The following is a 21,789-nucleotide window of genomic DNA, read 5'->3' as shown; positions in this document are numbered from 1 at the left end:
TTACCCTTCGGCTGCCCCTTCCTTGACGATGCGGCGGTGGAAGACGGCCAGGGCGAGCAGCACCGCACCGGCTTCCAGGGCGACCAGCCCGCCGGTGAGGCCGAGGTCCAGCGCAGTGATCTGTGCGGGCTGGCTTGGTGCGGGGATACCGACGGCGGTGTACTGCTCCAGTTCCCGGTTCTGCTGCCACACCTGGAAGGGAACCCAGGCGACCAGCAGAAGTGCGAGGATCCCTTCGACAGTGAGCACGGAGCGGTGGCTGGCGACGAACCTCCAGCCGCTGATGTGTTTGACGAAAATCGCCTGGGCGTTCTTGCGCGAGTAGACGATGCAGACACCGATGCCGGTAATGATGAGCACGGTGACGGCGATGCCGAGATTGAACAGCTGCATCCGCAGATCGTTGACGGAGTCCCGCATCTGCAGTGCCGCGTTCTGCCCCACGGGGCGGATGGCGATCACGTACGTCTGCAGCTTCTTCGCGTCGATCCCCTTCTGGATGTCGACCGGTTCCGGGAAGACCACACCTCCCTGCGTCGCGAACGAGGTGTAGGCGTTGTCGGTGAGGTACGTCGACCCGTTGGGGACCACCAGCAGAACCGGGTCGTGTACGAGGGAGCGGTCTTCCTTGGTGTTGCGTGCGGCCGTGTGGACCTGCTCCCCGGCGTTGTAACCGAAGACCTGCTGGCCGTTCGCCGCCTGGAGCGTCTCGATTTGGTCGGCCTTGATCCGTTCGCGGTGGCCCGGGCTGAGGGTTCCGGGTATCTCGGCGGCGATGGTCGGTGCATGCCGGCTCAGAGAGGCAGGGACGATCAGGCGCACCGGGCGGGAGTCCGGAGATTTGCCGTCCTTCGGGGCGGGGGCGTAGCGACGGCCTGCCGGATCGAGGAAGGGTTGTCGGTCGAGGAAGGTCTCGTTGACGATGAGCATTTCGCCCTGGGGAAGGCCGGCGCCCGGGGCGAGGTCCTGGAGGTCCCGGCGGCCGGCGACGATGAGCTCGCCCGCTGCGTCGGATTGGCGCAGCCACTGCCCCACCTTGGCCTCCAGCGTCTTGGTGTCCTCTTCGCCCAGGCTGCCGTTGAGACGGATGGCGGCGGTGTCACCCACCTTGGCGTAGAGCTCGCGACTGTCCTGGCGGGAGAGTACGTCCTGGGCCGCGAGCACGGTGGAGGTGGCGATGCCGAAGGCGAGCAGGAGAGCGGGTACGCGCACCAGGTAGGCGGAAGTGGATGCGGCCCGGGCCGGAAGTTCGCCTTTGAGGGCGCGCAGGACGTCGGTCCTGAACGTCAGGGCGAGCATGGCCGCGTGTGCGGCGAGGATCAGAAGGACGAGGAGGCCGGCGATGCCCGTGGCCACCGAGGCGAACAGGCCAAGCCAGGCCAGGCCGTTGTAGAGGGCCAGAACGACCAGGGCACCGGCTACCACCGCGGTGGCAGCGATCGTGGCGAACCCGGCCAACTGGCGGAGATCTCGGAAGAGGATGTCTGTGAATGACCTGCCCTGCAGGCGCAGCACCCCGTACGCCTTCGCGTTGAGCAGGACACTCGCACCGGTCATGGTGATGGCGGCCAGGGCGACCACGGCGAAGGACAAGACCAGGATGCTGTCCGCGTAGAAGGGGGTCAGTTCTTCGAAGGAGAGCGGGTGGTGGATGGTCGCTCGCAGCCCGAGGTTCTTGAACTTGGCTACCAGCGCATCGGATGCCTCCGGCGGCCCGAACACGTAGTAGTAGCCACGCGGATCCCGTTGCCCGATCTCGGCGAGGGGATGGACCTCGGTGTGGAGGTCCCGGCCGAACGCCGGATAGCCCTCCTTCAGCCACGACGCTGCTACCGAATTCGGGGCGCCGGTGGCGAGGTAAAGGTGCCGAAGACCATCGGGATTCCGCAGATCGGGCACCTCACGGGCCACCGTGACCTTGTGCTCGGCGGCAAAGGCCGCCACGCCGCGCGCGACGTCGGAACCGCTGACGGAATCGTCGGAGTCGAGTACCCAGACCACAGCCGAGTGACCCAGTACGTAGTCCTCGTCCAGTCCCCGCACGAACAGAAACGCCACCAGTGCGGATAACGCGAACACGGCGGCGTAGACGAACTTGATACCTCGGTGCAGCAATCGAATACCTAGGTCGGAGTGGTCGGGGGAGCATGCGCTGGGACGGCCGCGGAGAAGACCGTCGGTGGGGCCGACCGTGTGGGGACCGGCTTGCCGGGCCCCACACGGTCAAAGCGGCTACGGAACATCCGACGCATCCGAAGCCATGCGGTGTCTCAGTCGCAGTTGGAACGGTAGTACGACTCGTTGCCCCACATCGCCTCAGGTGCCGACGCGTAAGACGTCTTGTCCTTGTCGACGTTGCCGCTCTGGGCGAGGTACTTGCCCTTCGCGGAGGAGCCGTGGCACCGGTCGGGGTGGTAGTAGTTCGAGTAGACGAAGTCGCTGCTGTTGGTGCCGAAGTACCAGGTGCCGCCACTGACGTCCGACTGTGCAGCCACCGCGGGAACCGCAGCACCCAGGACGATGAAACCTGCCGCGACGGCGACGATGGCTTGAAATGTGCTAGCCATCAGCGATCCGTGCCCCGAGGTAACGGCTTGGGCTGCACGCATCTAGGCATACCAGCAGGTCAGCGACCTTCATTGGCTTTGGCCGAAAATGCTTGCCCTCTGCAACCAGGCTCGCCCATGGCGCAGAACCATGCACGGCACATCAGCGTCGTCTGCGGCGGGACTCGCCGGGCAGTGAGCGGCAAAGGGGCAGTGCGGCCGGACACCCTCGCGACGCCGGCGCAGCCTGTACGGTGTGCTCCCCACCGGGTGAGCGTCATCGCGGTCACCACCTCGTCCAGGCCTGTCAACAGCCAATCAGTTCAGTGGCCGTTGACAGGCGTCTCCCTCGAAACCGGGTGACAACCCCCGGCCCCCTGGCCGGAACCTGATCGGACTTGCCCAGGCGTGGACGAGGCGGGCCTGGTCGTCGATGACATGCTCAGGCGGCGACGCCGAGTTCGGTGCGGGGGCGGTGGATGAAGTCGCGGACGGCCGGCTCGCGCCGCCAGGGTGCGAGGGCGGTGTTGAACTCGCGGACGTACTCCCTTGGCCCGGGAAGGACTGGACGCGGGCGAGGATGTCGACGGACCGGGTGAAGACCCCGGAGGGCATGGCTGCGGCCCGCTGGTTCCAGGCGAGCGATGCCTTCGGGTTCTTCAGGTCGCGGAAGACCTCGGCGGCGTCTGCGGACAGCCTCGCGTGGTGATGGGATTCGATCCAGGCCGGCTCGTCGCCGCTGGTCTGGTCGGCCTGGCTGATGAGGTCCTCGGACGCGGCCAGGGCCCGTGAGGCGGCCCTGGCGTTGTTCTCGCGGGCGTGGGCGCGTGCCTCGATGAGTTTGGTGAACGCCAGGACACGCGGGGCGTCCTTGGTCCTTAAAGGTCGATCCCCTCAACTCCGGCAAGGCCCCGTCCTTCGAACGCGACGTGGACGACCTCCTCGCCCAGCACACGGCCTCCGGCCGGCTCCGCTTCACCGCCTCCTACGGCGAGGCCGCCGAGTTCGCCGACCTGAACTTCATCGGGGTCGGCACCCCGCAGCAAGCCCGGCGCCGACGCCTGCGACCTCACCGACCTCTTCGACACCGTCACCCAGCTGGCCCCCGGCCTGATGACCCCGGCCGTCAACGCGGTCAAGTCGACCGTCCCGGTCGGCACCGCACCCCGCATCGCCGAACTCCTCCAGTCGATGGCCCCGGCCCGGGACCCTATCGAGGTCGCCTGGAACCCGGAGTTCCTCCCCGAGTCCTTCGCGGTCGAGGACACCCTGCGCCCCGACCGGCTCGTCCTCGGGTTCAACACCCTCCACTCCTGGGCGGAGTCGATCCTGCGGCAGGCGTTCGCCAAGATCATCGTGGCGGGAACGCCGACGCTCGTCACCGACTGGGCCACCGCCGAGCTCGCCGACATCCTCGGCTACGACCATCGCATCGGCCGCCACGGCATGCGGCCCGGCCTCGGGTTCGGCGGCGGCTGCCTGCCCAAGGACCTCGGCGGCTTCATCACCCGCGCCGACGAGCTCGACGCCGCAGAAGCTGTCGGCATGCTCCGGTAAGCGGCCTCCGTCAACGCCCGCCGGCGCGTCATCGACCTGGCCCGCGAGGAACCGGTTTGGTCCCTGACTGGTCCGCAAGCGCTGGTCAGGAGCGGGAGAGGGGTGGGAGGAACTGGGCGGAACGGAGTAAATGGATTCCCGCTTCGAGCGGGTCGAGCGGAAGGCGCCTGACGGGCGAAAGCCCAGGTCAGGCGCCTTTTCTCGTGCCTCTAGAAGAAGCCGAGACGCTTCGGGGAGTAGCTGGTCAGTATGTTCTTCGTCTGCTGGTAGTGCTCCAGCATCATCTTGTGGGTCTCGCGGCCGATGCCCGACTGTTTGTAGCCGCCGAAGGCGGCGTGGGCCGGGTAGGCGTGGTAGCAGTTCGTCCACACGCGGCCCGCCTGGATCGCGCGGCCCGCGCGGTACGCGGTGTTGATGTCGCGGGTCCAGACGCCCGCGCCCAGCCCGTACGCCGTGTCGTTGGCGATCCGGACGGCGTCGTCGAAGTCCTGGAACGAGGTCACGGACACCACCGGGCCGAAGATCTCCTCCTGGAAGATCCGCATCCGGTTGTCGCCCTCGAAGATGGTCGGCTGCACGTAGAAGCCGCCCGCGAGTTCACCGTCCTGCTCGATGCGCCGGCCGCCCGTCAGGATCTTCGCGCCCTCCTTCTGGCCGATCTCCACGTACGACAGGACCTTCCGCAACTGCTCCTCGGACGCCTGCGCGCCGATCATCGTGTCCGTGTCCAACGGGTGCCCCGGCACGATCAGTTCGGTACGGGCCACGGCCGCGTCGAGGAAGTCCCCGTACCGGCCCCGCTCGATCAGCGCGCGCGAGGGGCTCGTGCACACCTCGCCCTGGTTCAGGGCGAACATGGTGAACCCCTCCAGCGCCTTGTCGCGCAGGTCGTCGTCGGTGGTCCAGATGTCGTCGAAGAAGAGGTTGGGGCTCTTGCCGCCGAGTTCGAGGGTGACGGGCTTGAGGTGCTCCGCCGCGTACTGCATGATCAGCCGCCCTGTGGACGTCTCCCCGGTGAACGCGATCTTCGCCACGCGCGGGCTGGACGCCAGCGGCTTGCCCGCCTCCTCGCCGAAGCCGTTGACGATGTTCACCACACCCGGCGGCAGCAGGTCCGACACCAGGCTCAGCCAGTAGTGGACAGAGGCCGGGGTCTGCTCGGCCGGCTTCAGCACCACCGTGTTCCCGGCCGCCAGCGCGGGAGCCAGCTTCCACACCGCCATCAGGATCGGGAAGTTCCACGGAATGATCTGCCCGACCACGCCCAGCGGCTCGTGGAAGTGGTAGGCGACGGTGTCGTCGTCGAGCTGGCTCAGCGCCCCCTCCTGGGCGCGCAGCGCACCCGCGAAATAGCGGAACTGGTCGATGGCCAGCGGCATGTCGGCGGCGAGGGTCTCCCGGACCGGCTTGCCGTTCTCCCAGGTCTCCGCGACCGCCAGGGCCTCCAGGTTCTGCTCCATCCGGTCCGCGATGCGCAGCAGGATGGTGGACCGCTCGGCGACCGAGGTGCGACCCCAGGCGGGCGCCGCCGCGTGCGCCGCGTCGAGCGCCCGCTCCACGTCCTCGGCCGTGCCGCGCGCGACCTCGGTGAAGGTCTGGCCGTTGACGGGGGAGGGGTTGGCGAAGTAGGCGCCGAGGGCGGGCTCGACGTACTCGCCGCCGATGAAGTGGCCGTACCGGGACGCGTACGACATCAGCGCGCCTTCGGTACCGGGCGCAGCGTAACGGGCCATGGTGTCCTCCCCTTGCCGGGCGCCGGCCGCCGTCGGACAGCGCTCGGGAGGAGGCTAGGAGCGGGCAGGTTGCGGATACGTTGCACGCCGCGGGGGCGGAGTCGGCTCCGGGCGTACGAGGGAGGGTTCGGCGCCGAGTTCCTCGTCGAGGTCCCGTACGCGGGCCAGCGCTGCCGGGCGACCCTCCGGCGGCAGCGCTGCGGCCAGCGCCCGCCACACCGCCGCGTCGTCCGCGCCCCACGGAGTGCACACCCAGTCGCTCAGCAGTCCCGCGTCCGCCCGGGCGATCACCGCGGCCCGTGCCTGGCCCTCGATCCGGCGCCGCAGCCGGACGATGCCCGGCGCGGTCGAGCCGGGGAGCAGCGGGCCCGCGTAGTGGTGGAGGGCCGCCGAAACGGCGCCGGCCGCCAGGTGGCGGGTCACGAGGGTGAAGTCCGCCTCCAGCGGCGCCGCCGTACGGTACGGGCGCGAGAGCGGGGCGCGGTCCCCCAACAGCCCGCGCAGCCGTGACATTTCGGCGCGCAGGGTCACCGGTGACACCGACTCGTCCTCGTACAGCGCGATCGCCAGCTCCTCGCCCGACAGCCCTGCCGGGTGGTGCGCGAGGAGCGCCATGATCTCGCTGTGCCGCCTCCCCAGGCGGACCCTGGCACCCCCGCCGACCAGCAGCGCCTCGTCCCGGCCGAGGGCGCCGAGGGTGTCCCCGGCGGCCGGCGGGACCGGGTCCAGCAGCGCCAGCTGGGCCTCTGCGGCGCGGGCCACCGCCTGCACGAAGGCGAGGGAGTGCGGATGGGCCAGGCCGTCCCCGCCGGTGATGTCCACCGCGCCGAGCAGCCGGCCGGTCCGCGGATCGCGCACCGGGGCCGCCGCGCACGTCCAGGGGTGGACCCGGCGGCTGAAGTGCTCGGCCCCGAAGACCTGGACCGGCTCCCCGACGGCGACCGCCGTGCCGGGTGCGTTGGTGCCCATCGCCGTCTCCGCCCAGCGGGCGCCCGGCACGAAACCGAGCCCCTCCGCCCGCCGCAGCGTGGCCGACTCGCCCTCCACCCAGAGCAGACTGCCCCGCGCGTCGCACACCGCCAGCAGATGGGCCCCGTGCGCCGCGAACGCCCCCACGAGATCCCGGACCACCGGCATCACCCGGGCCAGGGGGTGCTGTGCCCGGTACGACCGGAGGTCCGCCTCCGCCAGCTCCACCCGGGGCGTGCACTCCGGGCTGACCCGGGCCCGGGCGCACCGCCGCCAGGAATTCGCGATCACCGCCCGGACCGGAGCCTCGACCCGCCCGTCCTGCGTGAACGCGCTGTGCGCCCGGCGCAGTACGCGCGTGCGCTCGGCGGGATCGGCCCCGCCCGGCAGTGCCACCGACGGATCGTCCATTCACCCTCCCGTGGTGCCGCGGTACCCGGAGCGCCCCCATCGTCGTGCGGGTACCGGGTCGCGACAAGCGCCGTGTCGGCCACACGGCGCCCGAAATGCCGCCACGGCGTCGCGGCGCGGCCGCGCACGGTGGCCGCCGCGTGGGCCGGACGGGGCACGGACGGGGCAGCCCGCGCCGGGAGGCGTACGGAGTCTTCGCTAGGAGGGGTGGTCGGGAACGCGTGGTCGCGGCGGTGCGTTGAGGGGGGTAGTGGACGACGACAGGTGGAGGTGTCCGCAGATGTCCAAGCGCGGCAAGGTCGCGGTTGCCGGAGTGGCGGCAGCCATCGTGTTGTTCTGGACGGTCGGGTTCTGGGCAGGACTGCTGGTCCTGATCGGTGTGCCGGCGGCCGCTTACCTGCTGCTGGACTCCTCCCAGCGGCGTCGCCTGCGGGGTATATCCAGGAAGCAGCTGGGCCGCTGAGGCGCGGCTAGTAGTAGTCGCGCATCAGGGTGGTGGCCCACTGTGGCTGGCGCAGTTCGCCGCGCGGGCCGAACTCGGCCATGTACGGCTTCAGGTCCAGGACCGGGGTGCCGTCCACCGCGTCGAGGCCCTCCACGTGCACGTCCAGGCCGTCCACCTTCAGGATCCGGCACCTGGAGACGCCCAGCCGGTTCGGCCTGTTCTTGCCGCGCTGGGCGAAGATGCCGACCAGCGGCCAGCCGGGGTTGCCCCGGGGGTGACGCGCGCCCGTCTCGATCTTCTCCAGCGGGACCCGGTCGAAGTGGTAGACGACCTCCAGGTGCGAGAACTCCGCCAGCCCGTACAGGGCCTCCGGGCCGAACCGCCCGGCGTCCAGGCGGATCACGGCCGTCTCCCGCCCCCAGTCGTCGTCGACCGCCTCCGCGCGGCCGCCCACCACCACGGCCACCGGCTCCGATTCCACCAGCACAGCGTCTCTCCTTCGGTTCAGGCCGGGCGTACGGCGACGCGGTCCAGGGCCGCGAGCAGCTCCGGCAGTTTCGGCAGGCCGAGATCGGGATCCCCGTCGCGGGGGACTGTGAGGACCTCGCTCGGCTCCTCGTCCAGCAGTACGAAGGCCGTGTCGCCGGTCCGCGCCACCAGCGACCACCCGCGGCCGTCCACCCGCAGCGTCCGGACCCCCTCGCCCGCGAACGAGGACCGGACCCGGCCGGGCGGCGGCGGGCTCTGCGTGTACTCCAGGGCCTCCCGGAGCGCCCGCGCGAGCCCGGGGTGCGCCGCGGCCGCCGCGCCGCCGTCCGTCGCGATCCGCTCGTGCCAGTCCGTCCACTCCCGGGCGATCTGGTCCGCGCCCATCCGCCGCTGCACCGGCCCCCACGCCTCCGCGGACGGCGGTGCCAGCGGCACCCGCCCCGTGCCGTCGGCGCCCTGCTCCGGGTCGTGCGGCTCCGGGATACCCGGCGCCGCCACCGACAGGGCCAGCGGCCAGCCCGCCAGCGAGACCACGATCGACCGCTCGTCGGGCGACAGGTCGTACTCCATGCCGCAGTCCCAGGAGGCGATCGCCATGGCCACGAGCGAGACGTCGTCCACGACGACCGTCCAGCGCGCGCCCTCCTCGTCCTGGCCGAGCACCAGCCCGTATCCCTGCGCCGCCGGCTTCACACCCAGCAGCGAGCAGGCCTCCGGGAAATCGTCGCCAAGGATGCTCGGAAACTGCGCGGGGGTCAGCAGCACGGCGGTGAGCACATAGAGCGAACCGCCCCCCTCCTCGTCCGTCACGTGGCCTCCCGGTCGCTCTCTCGTCGGCGCACCCTAACCAGCGGGTAACCCCCGCGTCGAGAGCCTGCGGCCGTCGATTTCCAAGCCCGCCACCTGCACGTAGAGTTGGCCACCCGCCACAGAAAGGGACACCCGGTGCAGCGTTACGACCGGCTGAGGGAGATCCTCCGTCTGGACCCCGACAAGGACTTCCTCGCCATCTACCGGCTCACCACCACCTACGAGTTCCCCTGGGACTTCACCCGGGCCCTGGAGCTCGCCCTCCTGCGGACGTACGCCGTCCCCAGCATCGGCCGCCTGCTCGCCGAGACCGCCGAGTTCACCGACCGCCCGCAGAAGCGCTACGACGACACCTCGCTGCTCCTCGACGCCGTCGTGGAGCACGGCTTCGAGAGCGAGACCGGACGCACCGCGATCCGCCGCGTCAACCAGATGCACCGCGCCTACGACATCAGCAACGAGGACATGCGCTACGTCCTGTCCACGTTCGTGGTGATTCCGGTGCGCTGGCTGGACGCCTACGGCTGGCGCCCGCTGACCCACCACGAGCGCCGCGCCGCCGCGAACTACTACGCCGAGCTCGGCCGGCACATGGGCATCAAGGACATCCCGGGCTCCTACGAGGAGTTCGAGGAGACCATGAACGCGTACGAAGAAGCCCACTTCGGCTGGGACCAGGGCGGCCGCGAGGTCGCCGACTCCACCATCGGCCTGATGGCCTCCTGGTACCCGGCGCCGCTCGCCCCCGCGGCGCGCGCACTGGCTCTCTCCCTCCTCGACGAGCCGCTCCTGTCCGCCTTCCGCTACGAGAGCCCCCACCCGCAGGTCAAGCGGCTGTTCCGGGGCGCCCTCAAGCTGCGCGGGCGCGCCGTCCGGCTGCTGCCGCCGCGCAAGGCCCCGCACCACGCCCGGCAGAACCCGGAGATCAAGGGCTACCCCCAGGGCTATGACGTGGGCGAGCTCGGCACGTTTCCGGTGCCCGGCTCGGGGGGATGCCCCGTACCGCATCCCCGCCGACCGGCCGAGGCCGAGGCCCAGCCTCCGGCGTGATCCGGGGCACCTCCTCGGATCCCGGGCCAGGTGCCGACGTACGAAGTGGGTGTGGGGAGGGGCCGGTCAGGCGCGGCGCAGCGCGAGCGCCAGGAAGCGGGCGTCCTCGTCGGCGTACGAGGTCATGTCCCAGCCCGAACCGGCCAGCAGCGGGCCCAGGTTGTGCTCGGCCCGCATGTCGTCCGGGGTCAGGTCGCGGCCCTGCCGCGCCGCCAGGGCCGCCCGCCCGATGGGGTGGAACAGGGCGAGCCGGCCGCCGGGGCGGACGACGCGGGCGAGCTCGCGCAGGTTCGCCTCCGGATCGGGCAGGTGCGAGATGAGCCCGGCGGCGAACACGGCGTCGAGCACCCCGTCGCGCAGCGGCAGCCGGGCCACGTCCGCGAGCAGCAGCGCGCCCTCGGCGTCCCGCCCGGCCCGCCGTGCGGCGGCGAGCATCTGCGGGGTGAGGTCCGCGCCGAGCACCGTGCCGGCCGGGCCGACGGCGGCGCGCAGCGCCGTCAGCGCCCGCCCGGTCCCGCAGCCCGCGTCGAGGACGCGGTCCCCGGGGCGCAGGCCGAATTCGGCCACGGCCGCGGTGAACGCGGGCCCGTCCGCCGGGAACTTCCGGTCCCAGTCGGCGGCGCGCGTTCCGAAGAACTCCTGCACGTGCGTGTGGTCTTCGCTCATGTGGACATGATCCCCCATGGGGTTCCGCGCGGTGCGTGTGCAAGGTGGCACGTGGCGTGATCGAAGACGTACGTAGCTCTGTCATATTCCAGCAGTTCCAGCTGCTTTCGAAATGCTCCCCTTGTTCGCGCCCTCACCCGGACTAGCGTCCCGGGGCCATGGGACACCTCGACCACGCGGCCTATGGCTGGCTGACACCCGTACTGTCATATGTGATGGCATCCATCGGCGCGGCCCTCGGGCTGCGCTGCACCGTCCGCGCGCTCGCCGCGACGAACGGATCCTCCCGCCGCAACTGGCTCCTCACCGCGGCCTCCGCCATCGGCACCGGCATCTGGACGATGCACTTCGTCGCGATGCTCGGCTTCAACGTCACCGGCACCGAGATCCACTACAACGTGCCGCTGACCATCCTCAGCCTCCTCGTCGCCGTGCTCGTCGTCGGCGCCGGGGTGTTCGCCGTCGGTTACGGACGGGCCCGCGGCCGCGCCCTGGTCCTGGGTGGGCTCACCACCGGCCTCGGCGTCGCCAGCATGCACTACCTCGGGATGGCCGCCCTGCGCTTGCACGGCAGCATCTCGTACGACCCGCTCACGGTCGGGCTCTCGGTCGCCATCGCCGTCGTCGCGGCCACCGCCGCGCTGTGGGCCGCGCTGAACATCAAGGCACCGGTCGCCGTGGCCGTCGCCTCGCTCGTCATGGGCGCGGCCGTCAGCAGCATGCACTACACCGGGATGCTGGCGGTCGCCGTCCGTGTCGTCCCCTCGGACCAGGCCCTGCCCGGCGCCACCGCGATGCAGTTCATCTTCCCGCTCGCCGTCGGGCTCGGCTCGTACCTGTTCATCACCTCCGCGTTCGTCGCGCTGTCCCCGACCGCCGACGAGCACGCCGCCTCCATGTCGGCCGCCCGGTACCTGGGCGGGCAGGCACCGGCATCGGGGCCGGTGCAGGCGGCGTCCGCGGTGCCGCCCGCGGCGGCCCGCTGATCTGCCGACCAGCCGACCTGCCTGCCTGTGCCTGCCTGCCGACCTGTCCCGAACCACCCTGCTGGACCGCACCCGGAACGAGGAGCCCATGCGCACACCCCGCAGACCACCGGCAGCGGCGCCGCAGCTGCCCGCGCCCCCGGCGCGCGGCCGCCGGGCCCACGCCGGACCACCCGCCGAGGAGCCGGCGCCGGAGGGCGGGCGGACCGGCGGATCCGGCCCGGCGACGGCGGCCGCCACCGACGGTGGGTCCCGCCGGCCGGGGCTGCGGCCGAGGCTGCGACCCGCCTCCGTCCGCGCGAAGATCGTGTCGCTCCTGATGGTCCCGGTCGTCTCGCTCCTCGCCCTCTGGGGCTTCGCGACCGTCAGCACCGCCCAGGACATCGCCCGGCTCACCCGCGCCCAGCGGGTCGACCAGCAGATACGCACCCCCGTCGCGGCCGCCGTCACCGAGCTCCAGGCCGAACGGCGCGCCGCCGTCCGCTACCTGGCCGATCCCGTCTCCGACCAGCGCACCGCGCTCGAACAGCAGGCTCGCCGCACCGACGCCGCCGTCCGGCGGCTCCGGCTCGGCGACCGGCACACCGTCGCCGAGTCCGGTGACCACCGCACCGACGTCGTGGTCCGCGTCGGCGCCTTCGTGGCCGCGGCGGAGGGGCTCGGCGCCACCCGCAAGGACGTCACGGACCGGCGGGCGACCCAGGACGCGGCGTACGAGACCTACACGCGCGTGGTCGACAGCGCCCTCGCCGTCGACGGCTCCCTCACCGGCGGCGCGGAGGCCGAACTCGGCCCCGATGCCCGCGTCCTGCTCGAATTCGCCCGTGCCGGAGAGCTCCTCTCCCGCGAGGACGCGCTGATCGCCGCGCCCGGGCCGCGCACCGCCGAAACGCTTCGGCGCCTCACCGGCGTCATCGAGACCCGCCGCGCCCTCACCGCGGGCAGCGCCGACGACCTGCCCGCCGCCCAGCAGGCCGCCTGGCAGTCGGTCGCGAAGAGCGCCGCCTACGCCGAGCTGACCGCTGCCGAGGACCGGGTGCTCACGGCCGGGGCGGCCACGGGAGCGGCCGGCGGTTCCGGCACCGGTTCCGGAGCCGGATCCGCCGCCGGACCGGCCAAGGACACGGCCCGCGGTGCGCCCGCCGGCTGGGACGCCGCGTACACGGGCATCAGCACCTCGATGCGCGAGATCGCCGCCGCCGCGCACGCCGGAGCCGTCGACCGCACCGACCCCCTCGCCCAGGGCGGCCTGAGCCCCGCCGGAGCCGCCGTACTGCTGGGTCTCGCCGCAGTCGCCGCCTCCCTCGTCATCTCGGTGCGCATCGGCCGCGCCCTCGTCGTGGAGCTCGTCTCGCTGCGCAACACCGCCCTGGAGATCGCCCACCGCAAGCTCCCGCACGCCATGGACCGGCTGCGGGCCGGCCAGGACATCGACATCGAGGCCGAGACCCCGCCCCCACCGCCCGCCGACGACGAGATCACCCAGGTGGGCGAGGCCCTCGCCACCGTCCACCGGGCGGCCCTCGGCGCCGCTGTCGAGCGTGCCGAGCTCGCCAGCGGCGTGAGCGGCGTCTTCGTCAACCTCGCCCGCCGCAGCCAGGTCCTGGTCCACAAGCAGCTCACCCTGCTCGACTCGATGGAGCGGCGCGCCGACGACCCCGGCGAACTCGGCGACCTCTTCCGCCTCGACCACCTCACGACGCGGATGCGCCGGCATGCCGAGAGCCTGATCATCCTCTCCGGGGCCGCCCCCGGGCGGGCCTGGCGGATGCCGGTCCCGCTGACGAACGTCGTACGGGCCGCCGTCTCCGAGATCGAGGACTATCCACGCGTCGAGGTCCGCCAGCTGGCCGAGGCCGCCGTACTCGGCGGCGCGGTCGCCGACCTCACGCACCTGCTCGCCGAACTCATCGAGAACGCCACCCAGTTCTCCCCGCCCCACACCAAGGTCCGCGTCAGCGGCGAGCCCGTCGGCGCCGGATACGTCCTGGAGGTCGAGGACCGCGGGCTCGGCATGGGCCGAGAGTCCCTCCACGAGGCCAACCGGCGCATCGAGCAGTCCGAGGCCCTCGACCTCTTCGACAGCGACCGGCTCGGGCTCTTCGTGGTCAGCCGGCTCTCGGCCCGGCACGGCGTGCGGGTGCACCTGCGCACGTCGCCGTACGGGGGCACGACCGCCGTGGTGCTCCTGCCGAACTCCCTGCTCCAGGGCGCGATCGAGACCGGCTCCGCGCCGGCGAAGGCCCCGGCGCCGGCTCCGGACGAGCCTTTCGAGCCTGCGGCGGAGCCGCGGGAGCCGGCGCCGGCGCCGCCCGCGATGGCCGTCGTACGGGAGGACGCGCGCCGGTCGGCGGTACGGGAGGAACCGCGCGGCATCCCGGCACCGGAGCGGAGCCCCGTACGGGAGGAGGCGCCGCACCCGGCCCCGGCCCCGGTGGCCTCCCTGCGGTCGCGGGGCCCCGCAGGCGCGGCGGTCACCGAACTGCCGCGCCGCGTACGCCAGGCCAGCCTGGTGCCGCAGCTGCGCGAGGCCCCCGCCCCGAAGGCCCCCACCGGGGTGCGTCCGCCCGAGGAGCCGCCCGGGCGCAGCCCGGAGGAGGTCCGGGACCGGATGGCCTCCTACCGGGCCGGATGGGTCCGCGGCGGCCAGGAGACCGGCGCCCACGCAGGCAGCGAAGGAGAAGTGTGATGATCGAGCACCAGAGATTCAATCCCGACGGAATCCGCAGGTCCGGCGAACTGGACTGGCTGCTGGACGATCTGGTGGTCCGGGTCCGCGAGGTCCGGCACGCCGTGGTCCTGTCCAACGACGGCCTGGCGGTGGGCGCGTCCAGCGCGCTCAGCCGGGAAGACGCCGAGCACCTGGCCGCCGTTGCCTCCGGCTTCCACAGTCTCGCGAAGGGCGCGGGCCGGCACTTCCACGCCGGGGGCGTGCGCCAGACGATGGTGGAGATGGACGAGGGGTTCCTCTTCGTCGCGGCCGCCGGGGACGGATCCTGCCTGGCCGTGCTGAGCGCGGCGAGCGCCGACATCGGGCTGATCGCGTACGAGATGGCCCGGCTGGTGAAGCGGGTCGGGGAGCACCTGTACACCCCGCCCCGGTTCGCGGCGCGGCCGCCGGCCGCGGGCTGAGAGCGGCGGTCCGGTACATGAACGGCCAGTGGTACGACGCCGACGCGGGCCCGCTCGTCCGTCCGTACGCCATGACGGGCGGGCGTACGAAGCCGGGGCCCCACGGGGTCCGGTTCGACCTGATCGCGCTGGTCGTCGTGGACGGCGAGGGCGGGGACGCGGCGGCCGAGTCGCTGCTCGGCCCCGAACACCGGGCACTGCTCGGGCTCTGCCGGTCCGAGACGCAGTCGGTGGCCGAGCTCGCCGCGGACGCGGACCTGCCGGTGGGCGTGGTGCGGGTGCTGCTCGGGGACCTGTTGGAGGGCGGGCACGTCAAGGTGAGCCGGCCGGTGCCGCCCGCCCGGCTGCCGGACGAGCGGATTCTGCGTGAAGTCATCGAGGGATTGCGAGCGCTGTGATGGGACAACACCACGACGGAACCGGCGGACGGGCCTCGGTGCCCGACCCGGAGACGGATCTCGATCCGGGTGCGGATCCCGAGGAAGACGGGGAACTGGCCGCGCTCGCGCTGAAGATACTCGTGGCGGGCGGGTTCGGGGTCGGCAAGACGACACTGGTCGGCGCGGTCAGTGAGATCCGGCCGCTGCGGACGGAGGAACTCCTCAGCGAGGCGGGCGAACGGGTCGACGACACGGGCGGGGTCGCCCAGAAGACGACCACGACCGTGGCCATGGACTTCGGGCGGATCACCATCCGCTCCGGACTGTCGCTCTACCTGTTCGGGACGCCGGGGCAGGACCGGTTCTGGTTCCTGTGGGACGAGCTGTCGCAGGGCGCCCTCGGCGCGGTGGTGCTCGCGGACACGCGCCGGCTGGAGGACTGCTTCCCGGCTGTGGACTACTTCGAGCACCGGCGCATCCCGTTCGTGGTGGCCGTCAACTGCTTCACGGACGCGCGGCGGTACGGGGCGCACGAGGTGGCGCGGGCACTGGACCTGGAGCCGGGAACTCCGGTGGTGCTGTGCGATGCGCGGGACAAGGACTCGGGGAAGGAAGTGCTGATCAGGCTGGTCGAGTACGCCGGGCGGGTGCACACCGCCCGGCTGCTGGACTCGGTGGAGCCGCAGGCCGATTCCGTGTGAGGGGCGAGCCTGGGGCGGCGAGGGGGCGGCGGCGCCCGCGTCAGTGGGTCACACCGTCGACGGAGATCACCTTGTCGATGGGGACGCGGACGAGGAGTTCGCCGGGGACGGCGTTGCGGCGGCCGAAGTCCTCGGCGCGCTCCTCACCCATGTAGCGGGCGGCGATGCGCGTCGCCCAGGGGAGCATCTCCTCCGGGTCCTCGCCGATCTCGGCGCGCCCCTGGAGGACGACGTAGGAGTACGGCGGACGGTCGTCGTCCACGCAGAGCGCGACCCGGCCGTCGCGCAGCAGGTTGCGCCCCTTCGCCGTGCCCTTGCCGGTGTTGAACACGAAGGTGTCGCCGTCGAGAACGAACCAGACGGGTGCGATGTGGGGGCTGCCGTCCTCGCGGACAGTGGACAGCTTGCCGGTCCGGGTCCCGTACGAGACGAATGCCCGCCATTCCTCTTGAGTCATCTTCTTCGCCATGGGGACATCCTCCTTGCCCGAAAGGCGCTGGTGGGGAAGGCTGGCGGCACTTACTACGAGGGGTGGGGCGCGGCCACGCCGGCGGCGTCAACGGGGAGGGGCTCGAAATGGCACTGGACAAGCAACTCGACTGGCTGCTCGACGATCTGACGCGCAGGGTCCAGCAGGTCAGGCATGCGGTGGTGCTCTCCAACGACGGCCTGGTGACGGGCGCGAGCGCGGGGCTGGCCCGGGAGGACGCGGAGCATCTGGCGGCGGTGGCGGCGGGGTTGCAGAGTCTGGCGAAGGGGTCGGGCCGGCATTTCCGGGCGGGCGAGGTACGGCAGACGATGGTCGAGTACGACGACGGCGCCCTGTTCGTCATGGCGGCGGGCGCGGGGAGCTCGCTGTGCGTGCTGAGCGCCGCGGAGGCCGACATCGGCCAGGTCGCGTACGAGATGACGCTGCTGGTCAACCGGGTGGGGGAGCACCTGGGAGTGGCAGAGCGGCGGATCACGGGGGGCTGAGGCCTGCCGGGTTTCCGGAGTTATCCACAGGCCTCGCGGGTATCGTAGCGCTGAGTTACGGTCTTCACACAGAGTAATCGTCTCGTGTGGGGGAGGACCGTCATGGAGGTCGCGACGCAGGTCTTGTCGGATGTACGGGGGCAGGCCCTGCCGGTGGTACGGGCGGCCGGGCCGTCGGGGGTGGTACGGGCGGACCTGCTGCCGGATGCGGCGGTGGGTGGAGCCCGGGCGGCCGAGGAACTGAGGCTGACCCGGACCGAGTTCGCCCGGGCCGTGCAGCTGGGCATCGTACGGGCCGGGCCGCCGGCGCCGGGAGGGGCCGCGCGCTACACGCGGGCCGAGCTGGAGCGGATCCGGTCGGCCGAGGGGTTCCCGGACGCGCTGCGCGAGCGGGTCGAGACCTTGGCCGGAGCCGAGGCCGCCGGCGCGGTGCTGGGCATCAGCCCGGGCCGGTTCACCCGGCTCGCGCGCTGCGGGCACATCACCCCGGTCGCCTACCGGATCAACCGCTACCGGGCGGCGGTGTGGCTCTATCTGGCCGCGGAGCTGAGGGAGTTCGCCGACCGGGAGTCGGGGATGCTGCGCGGGAGCGCACCCCCGGCCGACCGGGAGCTGCTGGCCGCCAAGGCGGATCTGCGGCCGCGGAAGTGGCGCGGGCGGCATGTGGGGCTACTGCTGAGACGAACCGCCGACCCCTGGGAGCGGGCCGCCGTGCTCGCCTCGGTCCTCCCACAGGAGGAACTGCGAGAGGCCGTGCCAGATCCGGCGGAGCGGATCGTGCTGGCCGCGCTCGCCCCGCCCCCGCCCTACGGGCACCCGCAGATCCCGGCCGCGGCTGCCGTGGCGCTCCGGCTGCTGCGGGCAGAGCCGCCGGACGAGGTCCACTGGTACCGCACCAGCCTGGACTTCGCGCTGACCGGGGCCCGCGGTCAGCCGAAGTCGACGGGGGAGAGGGGGCCGACGTAGACCCAGGCCCCGGCCTCCCGGGTGAAGGCGCTGTGCTCGTGCAGGGAACCGGTGTGCCGGCCCTCGCGGTAGTGCGCCCGGAACTCCACCGAACCCTCCGTCTCGAACATCCCGCCGCGCTCGGTGGCGAGGATCTCCAGGCGCTCCCAGCGCTGGCCGGGGTCCAGGTCGAGCCGGCCGGGCCGGGTGCTCGGGTGCCAGGAGCGCAGCAGGTAGGCGGTGTCGCCGACGGCGAACGCGCTGAACCGGGAGCGCATCAGGAGCTCGGCGGTGGGCGCCTGCTGTGCACCGGAGTGGAAGCGGCCGCAGCACTCCGGGTAGGCGGCGGGCAGCCCGCAGGGGCAGGGGAGGGCCGGGGTGGGCATGGTGCGCTCAGCTCTTCGTGGACGGGACGGACTGCCGGAAGGGGGTGGGTTACTGGGGTGACACGGGCGGCTTGGCCGCGTTCTCGGCGTACGGGCGGAAGAGGCCTTCCTGGACCACGGAGACCAGCAGCCTGCCCTCCAGGTCGTAGATGCGGCCACGGGCAAGGCCGCGGCCGCCGTGCGCGATGGGCGACTCCTGGTCGTAAAGGAACCACTCGTCGGCGCGGAACGGCCGGTGGAACCACATGGCGTGGTCCAGGGAGGCCATGTCGAAGCCGCGCATGCCCCACAGGGGCTCGACCGGGATGCGCACGGCGTCGAGGAGGGTCATGTCACTGGCGTAGGTGAGGGCGCAGGTGTGTACCAGCGGGTCGTCGCCCAGCGGGCCGACCGCGCGCATCCACACCGCGCTGCGCGGATCGGCGTCCTTGAGCTCCTCCGGAGTCCAGCGGAGCCGGTCCGTGTACCGGATGTCGAACGGCTGGCGGCGGGCCATCCGCTCCAGCGCCTCGGGCAGCGCGCCCAAGTGTTCGCGGATCTCGTCCGCGACCTTCGGCAGCGTGTCCGGGTGGGGGAAGTCGAGTCGGGGAGGCAGCTGGTGCTCGATGCTGCCCTCCTCCGGATGATGGAAGGAGGCGGTGAGATTGAAGATCGTCTTGCCCTGCTGGACCGCGGTGACGCGGCGTGTGGTGAAGGACCGCCCGTCGCGCACCCGCTCCACCTGGTACACGATCGGCACCCCGGGGATGCCGGGGCGCAGGAAGTACGCGTGCAGCGAGTGGACCGGGCGGTCGCTCTCGGTGGTGCGGCCGGCCGCCACCAGGGCCTGGCCGGCGACCTGCCCGCCGAAGACGCGCTGGAGGGATTCCTGCGGGCTGGCGCCGCGGAAGATGTTGACCTCGATCTGCTCCAGGTCGAGCAGATCGACGAGTCTCTCGGCGGGATTCGTCATCAGAGGTTCTCCACTGTTGGGTCCGGGCGGAGCCGGCGGGAAACCGGCGTCGGCGGGGCCGGTCGCTTGCGGGTGGGGGTCCCCCCGGACGGAGTCCAGGGGGAGGTCAGAGCGCGCCGAGCTCACCGACCGAGGTCAGCCGGATGATCGCACGGCCTTCCTCGTCGGAGGCCGCGAGGTCGACCTCGGCGCTGATGCCCCAGCCATGGTCCCCGTTCGGGTCCGCGAAGGTCTGGCGGACGCGCCACAGGCCGTGCGCCGGGTCCTCCTCGATCTGGAGCAGCTTCGGGCCGCGGGCGTCGGGGCCGGTGCCCAGGTCGTCGTACTCGTCCCAGTACGCGTCCATGGCCTCGCCCCAGGCGTCGGCGTCCCAGCCGGACCCGGCGTCCAGCTCGCCCAGCTGGTCGACGTGGTCCAGCGCGGCGAGCTCCACCCGGCGGAACATGGCGTTGCGGACCAGGACGCGGAAGGCGCGGGCGTTCGCCGTGACCGGCTTGACCTGGTCGGCCTTCTCCTGGGCCTGCTCCGCCGTCTCCACCTCCGGGTTCGCCAGCTGCTCCCACTCGTCGAGCAGGCTGGAGTCGACCTGGCGGACGAGCTCGCCCAGCCAGGCGATGAGGTCCTGGAGGTCCTCGGACTTGAGGTCGTCGGGGATGGTGTGGTCCAGCGCCTTGTACGCGCTCGCCAGGTAGCGCAGCACGATGCCCTCGGTGCGGGCGAGTTCGTAGAACGAGGTGAACTCGGTGAAGGTCATCGCGCGCTCGTACATGTCGCGGATGATCGACTTCGGGGAGACCGGGTGGTCTCCGACCCACGGGTGGCTCTTGCGGTACACGTCGTAGGCGTGGAAGAGGAGCTCGTCGAGCGGCTTGGGATACGTGACGTCCTGCAGACGCTCCATCCGCTCCTCGTACTCGATCCCGTCGGCCTTCATCGCGCCCACGGCGATGCCGCGCTCCTTGTTCTGCTGCGCGGCCAGGATCTGCCGCGGGTCGTCCAGGGTGGACTCGACCACGGAGACCATGTCCAGCGCGTAGGAGGGGGAGTCCGGGTCCAGCAGCTCGAAGGAGGCCAGCGCGAAGGTGGACAGGGGCTGGTTGAGCGCGAAGTCCTGCTGGAGGTCGACGGTGAGCCGGATGGTGCGGCCCTCCGCGTCCGGGGTGTCGAGCTTCTCGACCACGCCTCCGTCCAGCAGCGAGCGGTAGATCGCGATGGCCCGGCGGATGTGCCGCAGCTGCGCCTTGCGCGGCTCGTGGTTGTCCTCCAGGAGGTGGCGCATCGCCTGGAAGGCATCGCCCGGACGGGCGATGACCGACAGCAGCATGATGTTGGTGACCTTGAACCGGGAGGTGAGCGGCTCCGGGTCGGCGGCGATGAGCTTCTCGAACGTGGTGTCCGACCATGCGACGAAGCCCTCGGGAGCCTTCTTGCGCACCACCTTGCGGCGCTTCTTCGGGTCGTCGCCGGCCTTCGCGAGGGCCTTCTCGTTCTCGATGACGTGCTCGGGCGCCTGGGCGACCACATAGCCCGCCGTGTCGAAGCCGGCCCGGCCCGCGCGGCCGGCGATCTGGTGGAACTCGCGGGCGCGCAGCGTGCGGACCCGGTTGCCGTCGTACTTGGTGAGCGCGGTGAACAGCACCGTGCGGATGGGGACGTTGACGCCGACACCGAGGGTGTCGGTACCGCAGATCACCTTCAGCAGGCCGGCCTGGGCCAACTTCTCCACCAGGCGCCGGTACTTGGGCAGCATGCCTGCGTGGTGGACGCCGATGCCGTGCCGGACGTAGCGGGAGAGGTTCTGGCCGAACTTGGTGGTGAAGCGGAAGTTGCCGATCAGATCGGCGATCTTGTCCTTCTCCTCGCGGGTGCACATGTTGATGCTCATCAGCGACTGCGCCCGCTCGACCGCCTGGGCCTGCGTGAAGTGCACGATGTACACCGGGGCCTGCCGGGTCTCCAGGAGCTCGGTGATCGTGTCGGTGATCGGCGTCGTGACGTACTCGTACGACAGCGGTACGGGCCGGCTCGCGGAGCGGACCACCGAGGTCGGCCGGCCCGTGCGGCGGGTCAGGTCCTCCTCGAACCGCTTCACGTCGCCGAGCGTCGCCGACATCAGGACGAACTGGGCCTGCGGGAGCTCCAGCAGGGGGATCTGCCACGCCCAGCCGCGGTCCGGCTCGGCATAGAAGTGGAACTCGTCCATGACGACCTGGCCGATGTCGGCGTACTTGCCGTCGCGCAGGGCGATGGAGGCCAGCACCTCGGCGGTGCAGCAGATCACCGGGGCGTCCGCGTTCACGGAGGCGTCGCCGGTCAGCATGCCGACGTTCTCGGTGCCGAAGAGCTTGCACAGGTCGAAGAACTTCTCCGACACCAGCGCCTTGATCGGAGCGGTGTAGAAGGTGACCTTGTCCTGGGCGAGGGCGGTGAAGTGCGCGCCCGCCGCGACGAGGCTCTTGCCGGAGCCGGTCGGGGTGGACAAGATCACGTTCGCCCCGGAGACGACCTCGATCAGTGCCTCCTCCTGAGCCGGGTACAGGGTGATGCCCTGATCCTCCGCCCACGAGGAGAAAGCCTCGAAGAGGGCGTCGGGGTCGGCGTTCGGCGGGAGCTGATCAATGAGGGTCACACCCCCCATCTTGCCTGGCTTCCCGCC

At 71.8% G+C, this 21,789-nt stretch carries 21 protein-coding genes and 1 pseudogene; 11 read left to right on the top strand and 11 right to left on the bottom strand.

Annotation, left to right across the window (positions count from 1 at the left end; all coding sequences use genetic code 11):
• Positions 1 to 2,115, bottom strand: coding sequence for a hypothetical protein (locus tag OG509_RS06460; RefSeq protein WP_406180830.1), 2,115 nt, complete (start codon positions 2,113 to 2,115; stop codon positions 1 to 3).
• Between the two features lie 155 nt (positions 2,116 to 2,270).
• The gene (locus OG509_RS06455) at positions 2,271 to 2,567 is read right to left on the bottom strand and encodes a lactococcin 972 family bacteriocin (protein WP_406180829.1); all 297 of its coding nucleotides are present in this window, start codon (positions 2,565 to 2,567) and stop codon (positions 2,271 to 2,273) included.
• A 908-nt stretch (positions 2,568 to 3,475) separates the two neighbouring features.
• Between OG509_RS06455 and OG509_RS06450 the strand changes: the two are divergent.
• Together OG509_RS06450 and OG509_RS06445 are read left to right on the top strand one after the other, a co-directional pair.
• Positions 3,476 to 3,794, top strand: a pseudogene (locus OG509_RS06450) (UDP-glucose 6-dehydrogenase); the annotation flags it as partial.
• Positions 3,795 to 3,992: 198 nt separating this feature from the next.
• Entirely contained in the window at positions 3,993 to 4,103 is a 111-nt protein-coding gene (locus OG509_RS06445; protein ID WP_406187487.1) for a hypothetical protein, read from the top strand.
• Positions 4,104 to 4,312: 209 nt separating this feature from the next.
• On the opposite strand, the gene OG509_RS06440 is transcribed toward OG509_RS06445, so the two are convergent.
• Together OG509_RS06440 and OG509_RS06435 are read right to left on the bottom strand one after the other, a co-directional pair.
• The gene (locus tag OG509_RS06440; RefSeq protein WP_406180828.1) at positions 4,313 to 5,836 is read right to left on the bottom strand and encodes an aldehyde dehydrogenase family protein; all 1,524 of its coding nucleotides are present in this window, start codon (positions 5,834 to 5,836) and stop codon (positions 4,313 to 4,315) included.
• 54 nt (positions 5,837 to 5,890) lie between these two features.
• Complete coding sequence (locus tag OG509_RS06435) at positions 5,891 to 7,216, bottom strand: GAF domain-containing protein (protein ID WP_406180827.1); 1,326 nt, start codon at positions 7,214 to 7,216, stop codon at positions 5,891 to 5,893.
• 280 nt (positions 7,217 to 7,496) lie between these two features.
• Here OG509_RS06435 and OG509_RS06430 point away from each other — a divergent pair, with 280 nt between their 5' ends.
• On the top strand, positions 7,497 to 7,679 hold the full coding sequence (locus OG509_RS06430) for a hypothetical protein (protein WP_030158088.1): 183 nt from the start codon (positions 7,497 to 7,499) through the stop codon (positions 7,677 to 7,679).
• 7 nt (positions 7,680 to 7,686) lie between these two features.
• Here the strand turns inward: OG509_RS06430 and OG509_RS06425 are convergent, their stop codons facing one another.
• Together OG509_RS06425 and OG509_RS06420 are read right to left on the bottom strand one after the other, a co-directional pair.
• Positions 7,687 to 8,142, bottom strand: coding sequence for an SAM-dependent methyltransferase (locus tag OG509_RS06425; protein ID WP_406187486.1), 456 nt, complete (start codon positions 8,140 to 8,142; stop codon positions 7,687 to 7,689).
• A 23-nt stretch (positions 8,143 to 8,165) separates the two neighbouring features.
• Complete coding sequence (locus tag OG509_RS06420) at positions 8,166 to 8,960, bottom strand: hypothetical protein (protein ID WP_406180826.1); 795 nt, start codon at positions 8,958 to 8,960, stop codon at positions 8,166 to 8,168.
• Between the two features lie 135 nt (positions 8,961 to 9,095).
• Here OG509_RS06420 and OG509_RS06415 point away from each other — a divergent pair, with 135 nt between their 5' ends.
• A complete protein-coding gene (locus OG509_RS06415; protein WP_406180825.1) occupies positions 9,096 to 10,010 on the top strand; it encodes an oxygenase MpaB family protein in 915 nt (304 codons plus the stop codon).
• Between the two features lie 66 nt (positions 10,011 to 10,076).
• Here OG509_RS06415 and OG509_RS06410 read toward each other — a convergent pair whose 3' ends face one another.
• Positions 10,077 to 10,676, bottom strand: a complete 600-nt coding sequence (locus tag OG509_RS06410; protein ID WP_406180824.1) for a class I SAM-dependent methyltransferase — start codon at positions 10,674 to 10,676, stop codon at positions 10,077 to 10,079.
• Between the two features lie 158 nt (positions 10,677 to 10,834).
• On the opposite strand from OG509_RS06410, the gene OG509_RS06405 reads away from it, so the two are divergent.
• The 5 genes from OG509_RS06405 to OG509_RS06385 all read left to right on the top strand — a co-directional run bounded on the left by OG509_RS06405 (position 10,835) and on the right by OG509_RS06385 (position 15,875).
• Positions 10,835 to 11,662 (top strand): MHYT domain-containing protein, encoded by an 828-nt coding sequence (locus OG509_RS06405; RefSeq protein WP_406180822.1) that lies wholly within the window; start codon positions 10,835 to 10,837, stop codon positions 11,660 to 11,662.
• An 88-nt stretch (positions 11,663 to 11,750) separates the two neighbouring features.
• Entirely contained in the window at positions 11,751 to 14,351 is a 2,601-nt protein-coding gene (locus tag OG509_RS06400; RefSeq protein WP_406180821.1) for a nitrate- and nitrite sensing domain-containing protein, read from the top strand.
• Positions 14,351 to 14,794 carry a roadblock/LC7 domain-containing protein gene (locus OG509_RS06395; protein ID WP_030158074.1) on the top strand — a complete coding sequence of 148 codons (444 nt, stop codon included), beginning with the start codon at positions 14,351 to 14,353 and terminating at the stop codon, positions 14,792 to 14,794. Before OG509_RS06400 ends, OG509_RS06395 begins: the two co-directional genes overlap by 1 nt.
• Positions 14,795 to 14,811: 17 nt before the next feature.
• Positions 14,812 to 15,192 (top strand): DUF742 domain-containing protein, encoded by a 381-nt coding sequence (locus OG509_RS06390; RefSeq protein ID WP_030158072.1) that lies wholly within the window; start codon positions 14,812 to 14,814, stop codon positions 15,190 to 15,192.
• Entirely contained in the window at positions 15,192 to 15,875 is a 684-nt protein-coding gene (locus OG509_RS06385) for a GTP-binding protein (RefSeq protein WP_406180820.1), read from the top strand. Before OG509_RS06390 ends, OG509_RS06385 begins: the two co-directional genes overlap by 1 nt.
• Positions 15,876 to 15,915: 40 nt before the next feature.
• On the opposite strand, the gene OG509_RS06380 is transcribed toward OG509_RS06385, so the two are convergent.
• Positions 15,916 to 16,344 (bottom strand): PPOX class F420-dependent oxidoreductase, encoded by a 429-nt coding sequence (locus tag OG509_RS06380; protein WP_406180819.1) that lies wholly within the window; start codon positions 16,342 to 16,344, stop codon positions 15,916 to 15,918.
• 107 nt (positions 16,345 to 16,451) lie between these two features.
• On the opposite strand from OG509_RS06380, the gene OG509_RS06375 reads away from it, so the two are divergent.
• Positions 16,452 to 16,850 carry a roadblock/LC7 domain-containing protein gene (locus OG509_RS06375; RefSeq protein WP_030158066.1) on the top strand — a complete coding sequence of 133 codons (399 nt, stop codon included), beginning with the start codon at positions 16,452 to 16,454 and terminating at the stop codon, positions 16,848 to 16,850.
• A 102-nt stretch (positions 16,851 to 16,952) separates the two neighbouring features.
• Positions 16,953 to 17,816, top strand: a complete 864-nt coding sequence (locus tag OG509_RS06370; RefSeq protein WP_406180817.1) for a DUF6397 family protein — start codon at positions 16,953 to 16,955, stop codon at positions 17,814 to 17,816.
• Here OG509_RS06370 and OG509_RS06365 read toward each other — a convergent pair.
• The 3 genes from OG509_RS06365 to OG509_RS06355 form a co-directional block, all read right to left on the bottom strand.
• Entirely contained in the window at positions 17,780 to 18,181 is a 402-nt protein-coding gene (locus OG509_RS06365; protein WP_387283174.1) for a YchJ family protein, read from the bottom strand. The two genes, OG509_RS06370 and OG509_RS06365, sit on opposite strands and share 37 nt — an antisense overlap.
• Positions 18,182 to 18,230: 49 nt before the next feature.
• Positions 18,231 to 19,133 (bottom strand): acyl-CoA thioesterase II, encoded by a 903-nt coding sequence (locus tag OG509_RS06360; protein ID WP_030158060.1) that lies wholly within the window; start codon positions 19,131 to 19,133, stop codon positions 18,231 to 18,233.
• Between the two features lie 106 nt (positions 19,134 to 19,239).
• Entirely contained in the window at positions 19,240 to 21,762 is a 2,523-nt protein-coding gene (locus OG509_RS06355; protein ID WP_406180815.1) for a DEAD/DEAH box helicase, read from the bottom strand.
• Positions 21,763 to 21,789 lie beyond the last annotated feature (27 nt).

Origin of the sequence: Streptomyces sp. NBC_01006 (genome assembly GCF_045162725.1) — a bacterium.
In the GTDB taxonomy this organism is placed as follows: domain Bacteria; phylum Actinomycetota; class Actinomycetes; order Streptomycetales; family Streptomycetaceae; genus Streptomyces.
The sequence above is the reverse complement of the archived record's forward strand: the minus strand, read 5'-3'. Positions and strand labels throughout refer to the sequence as shown.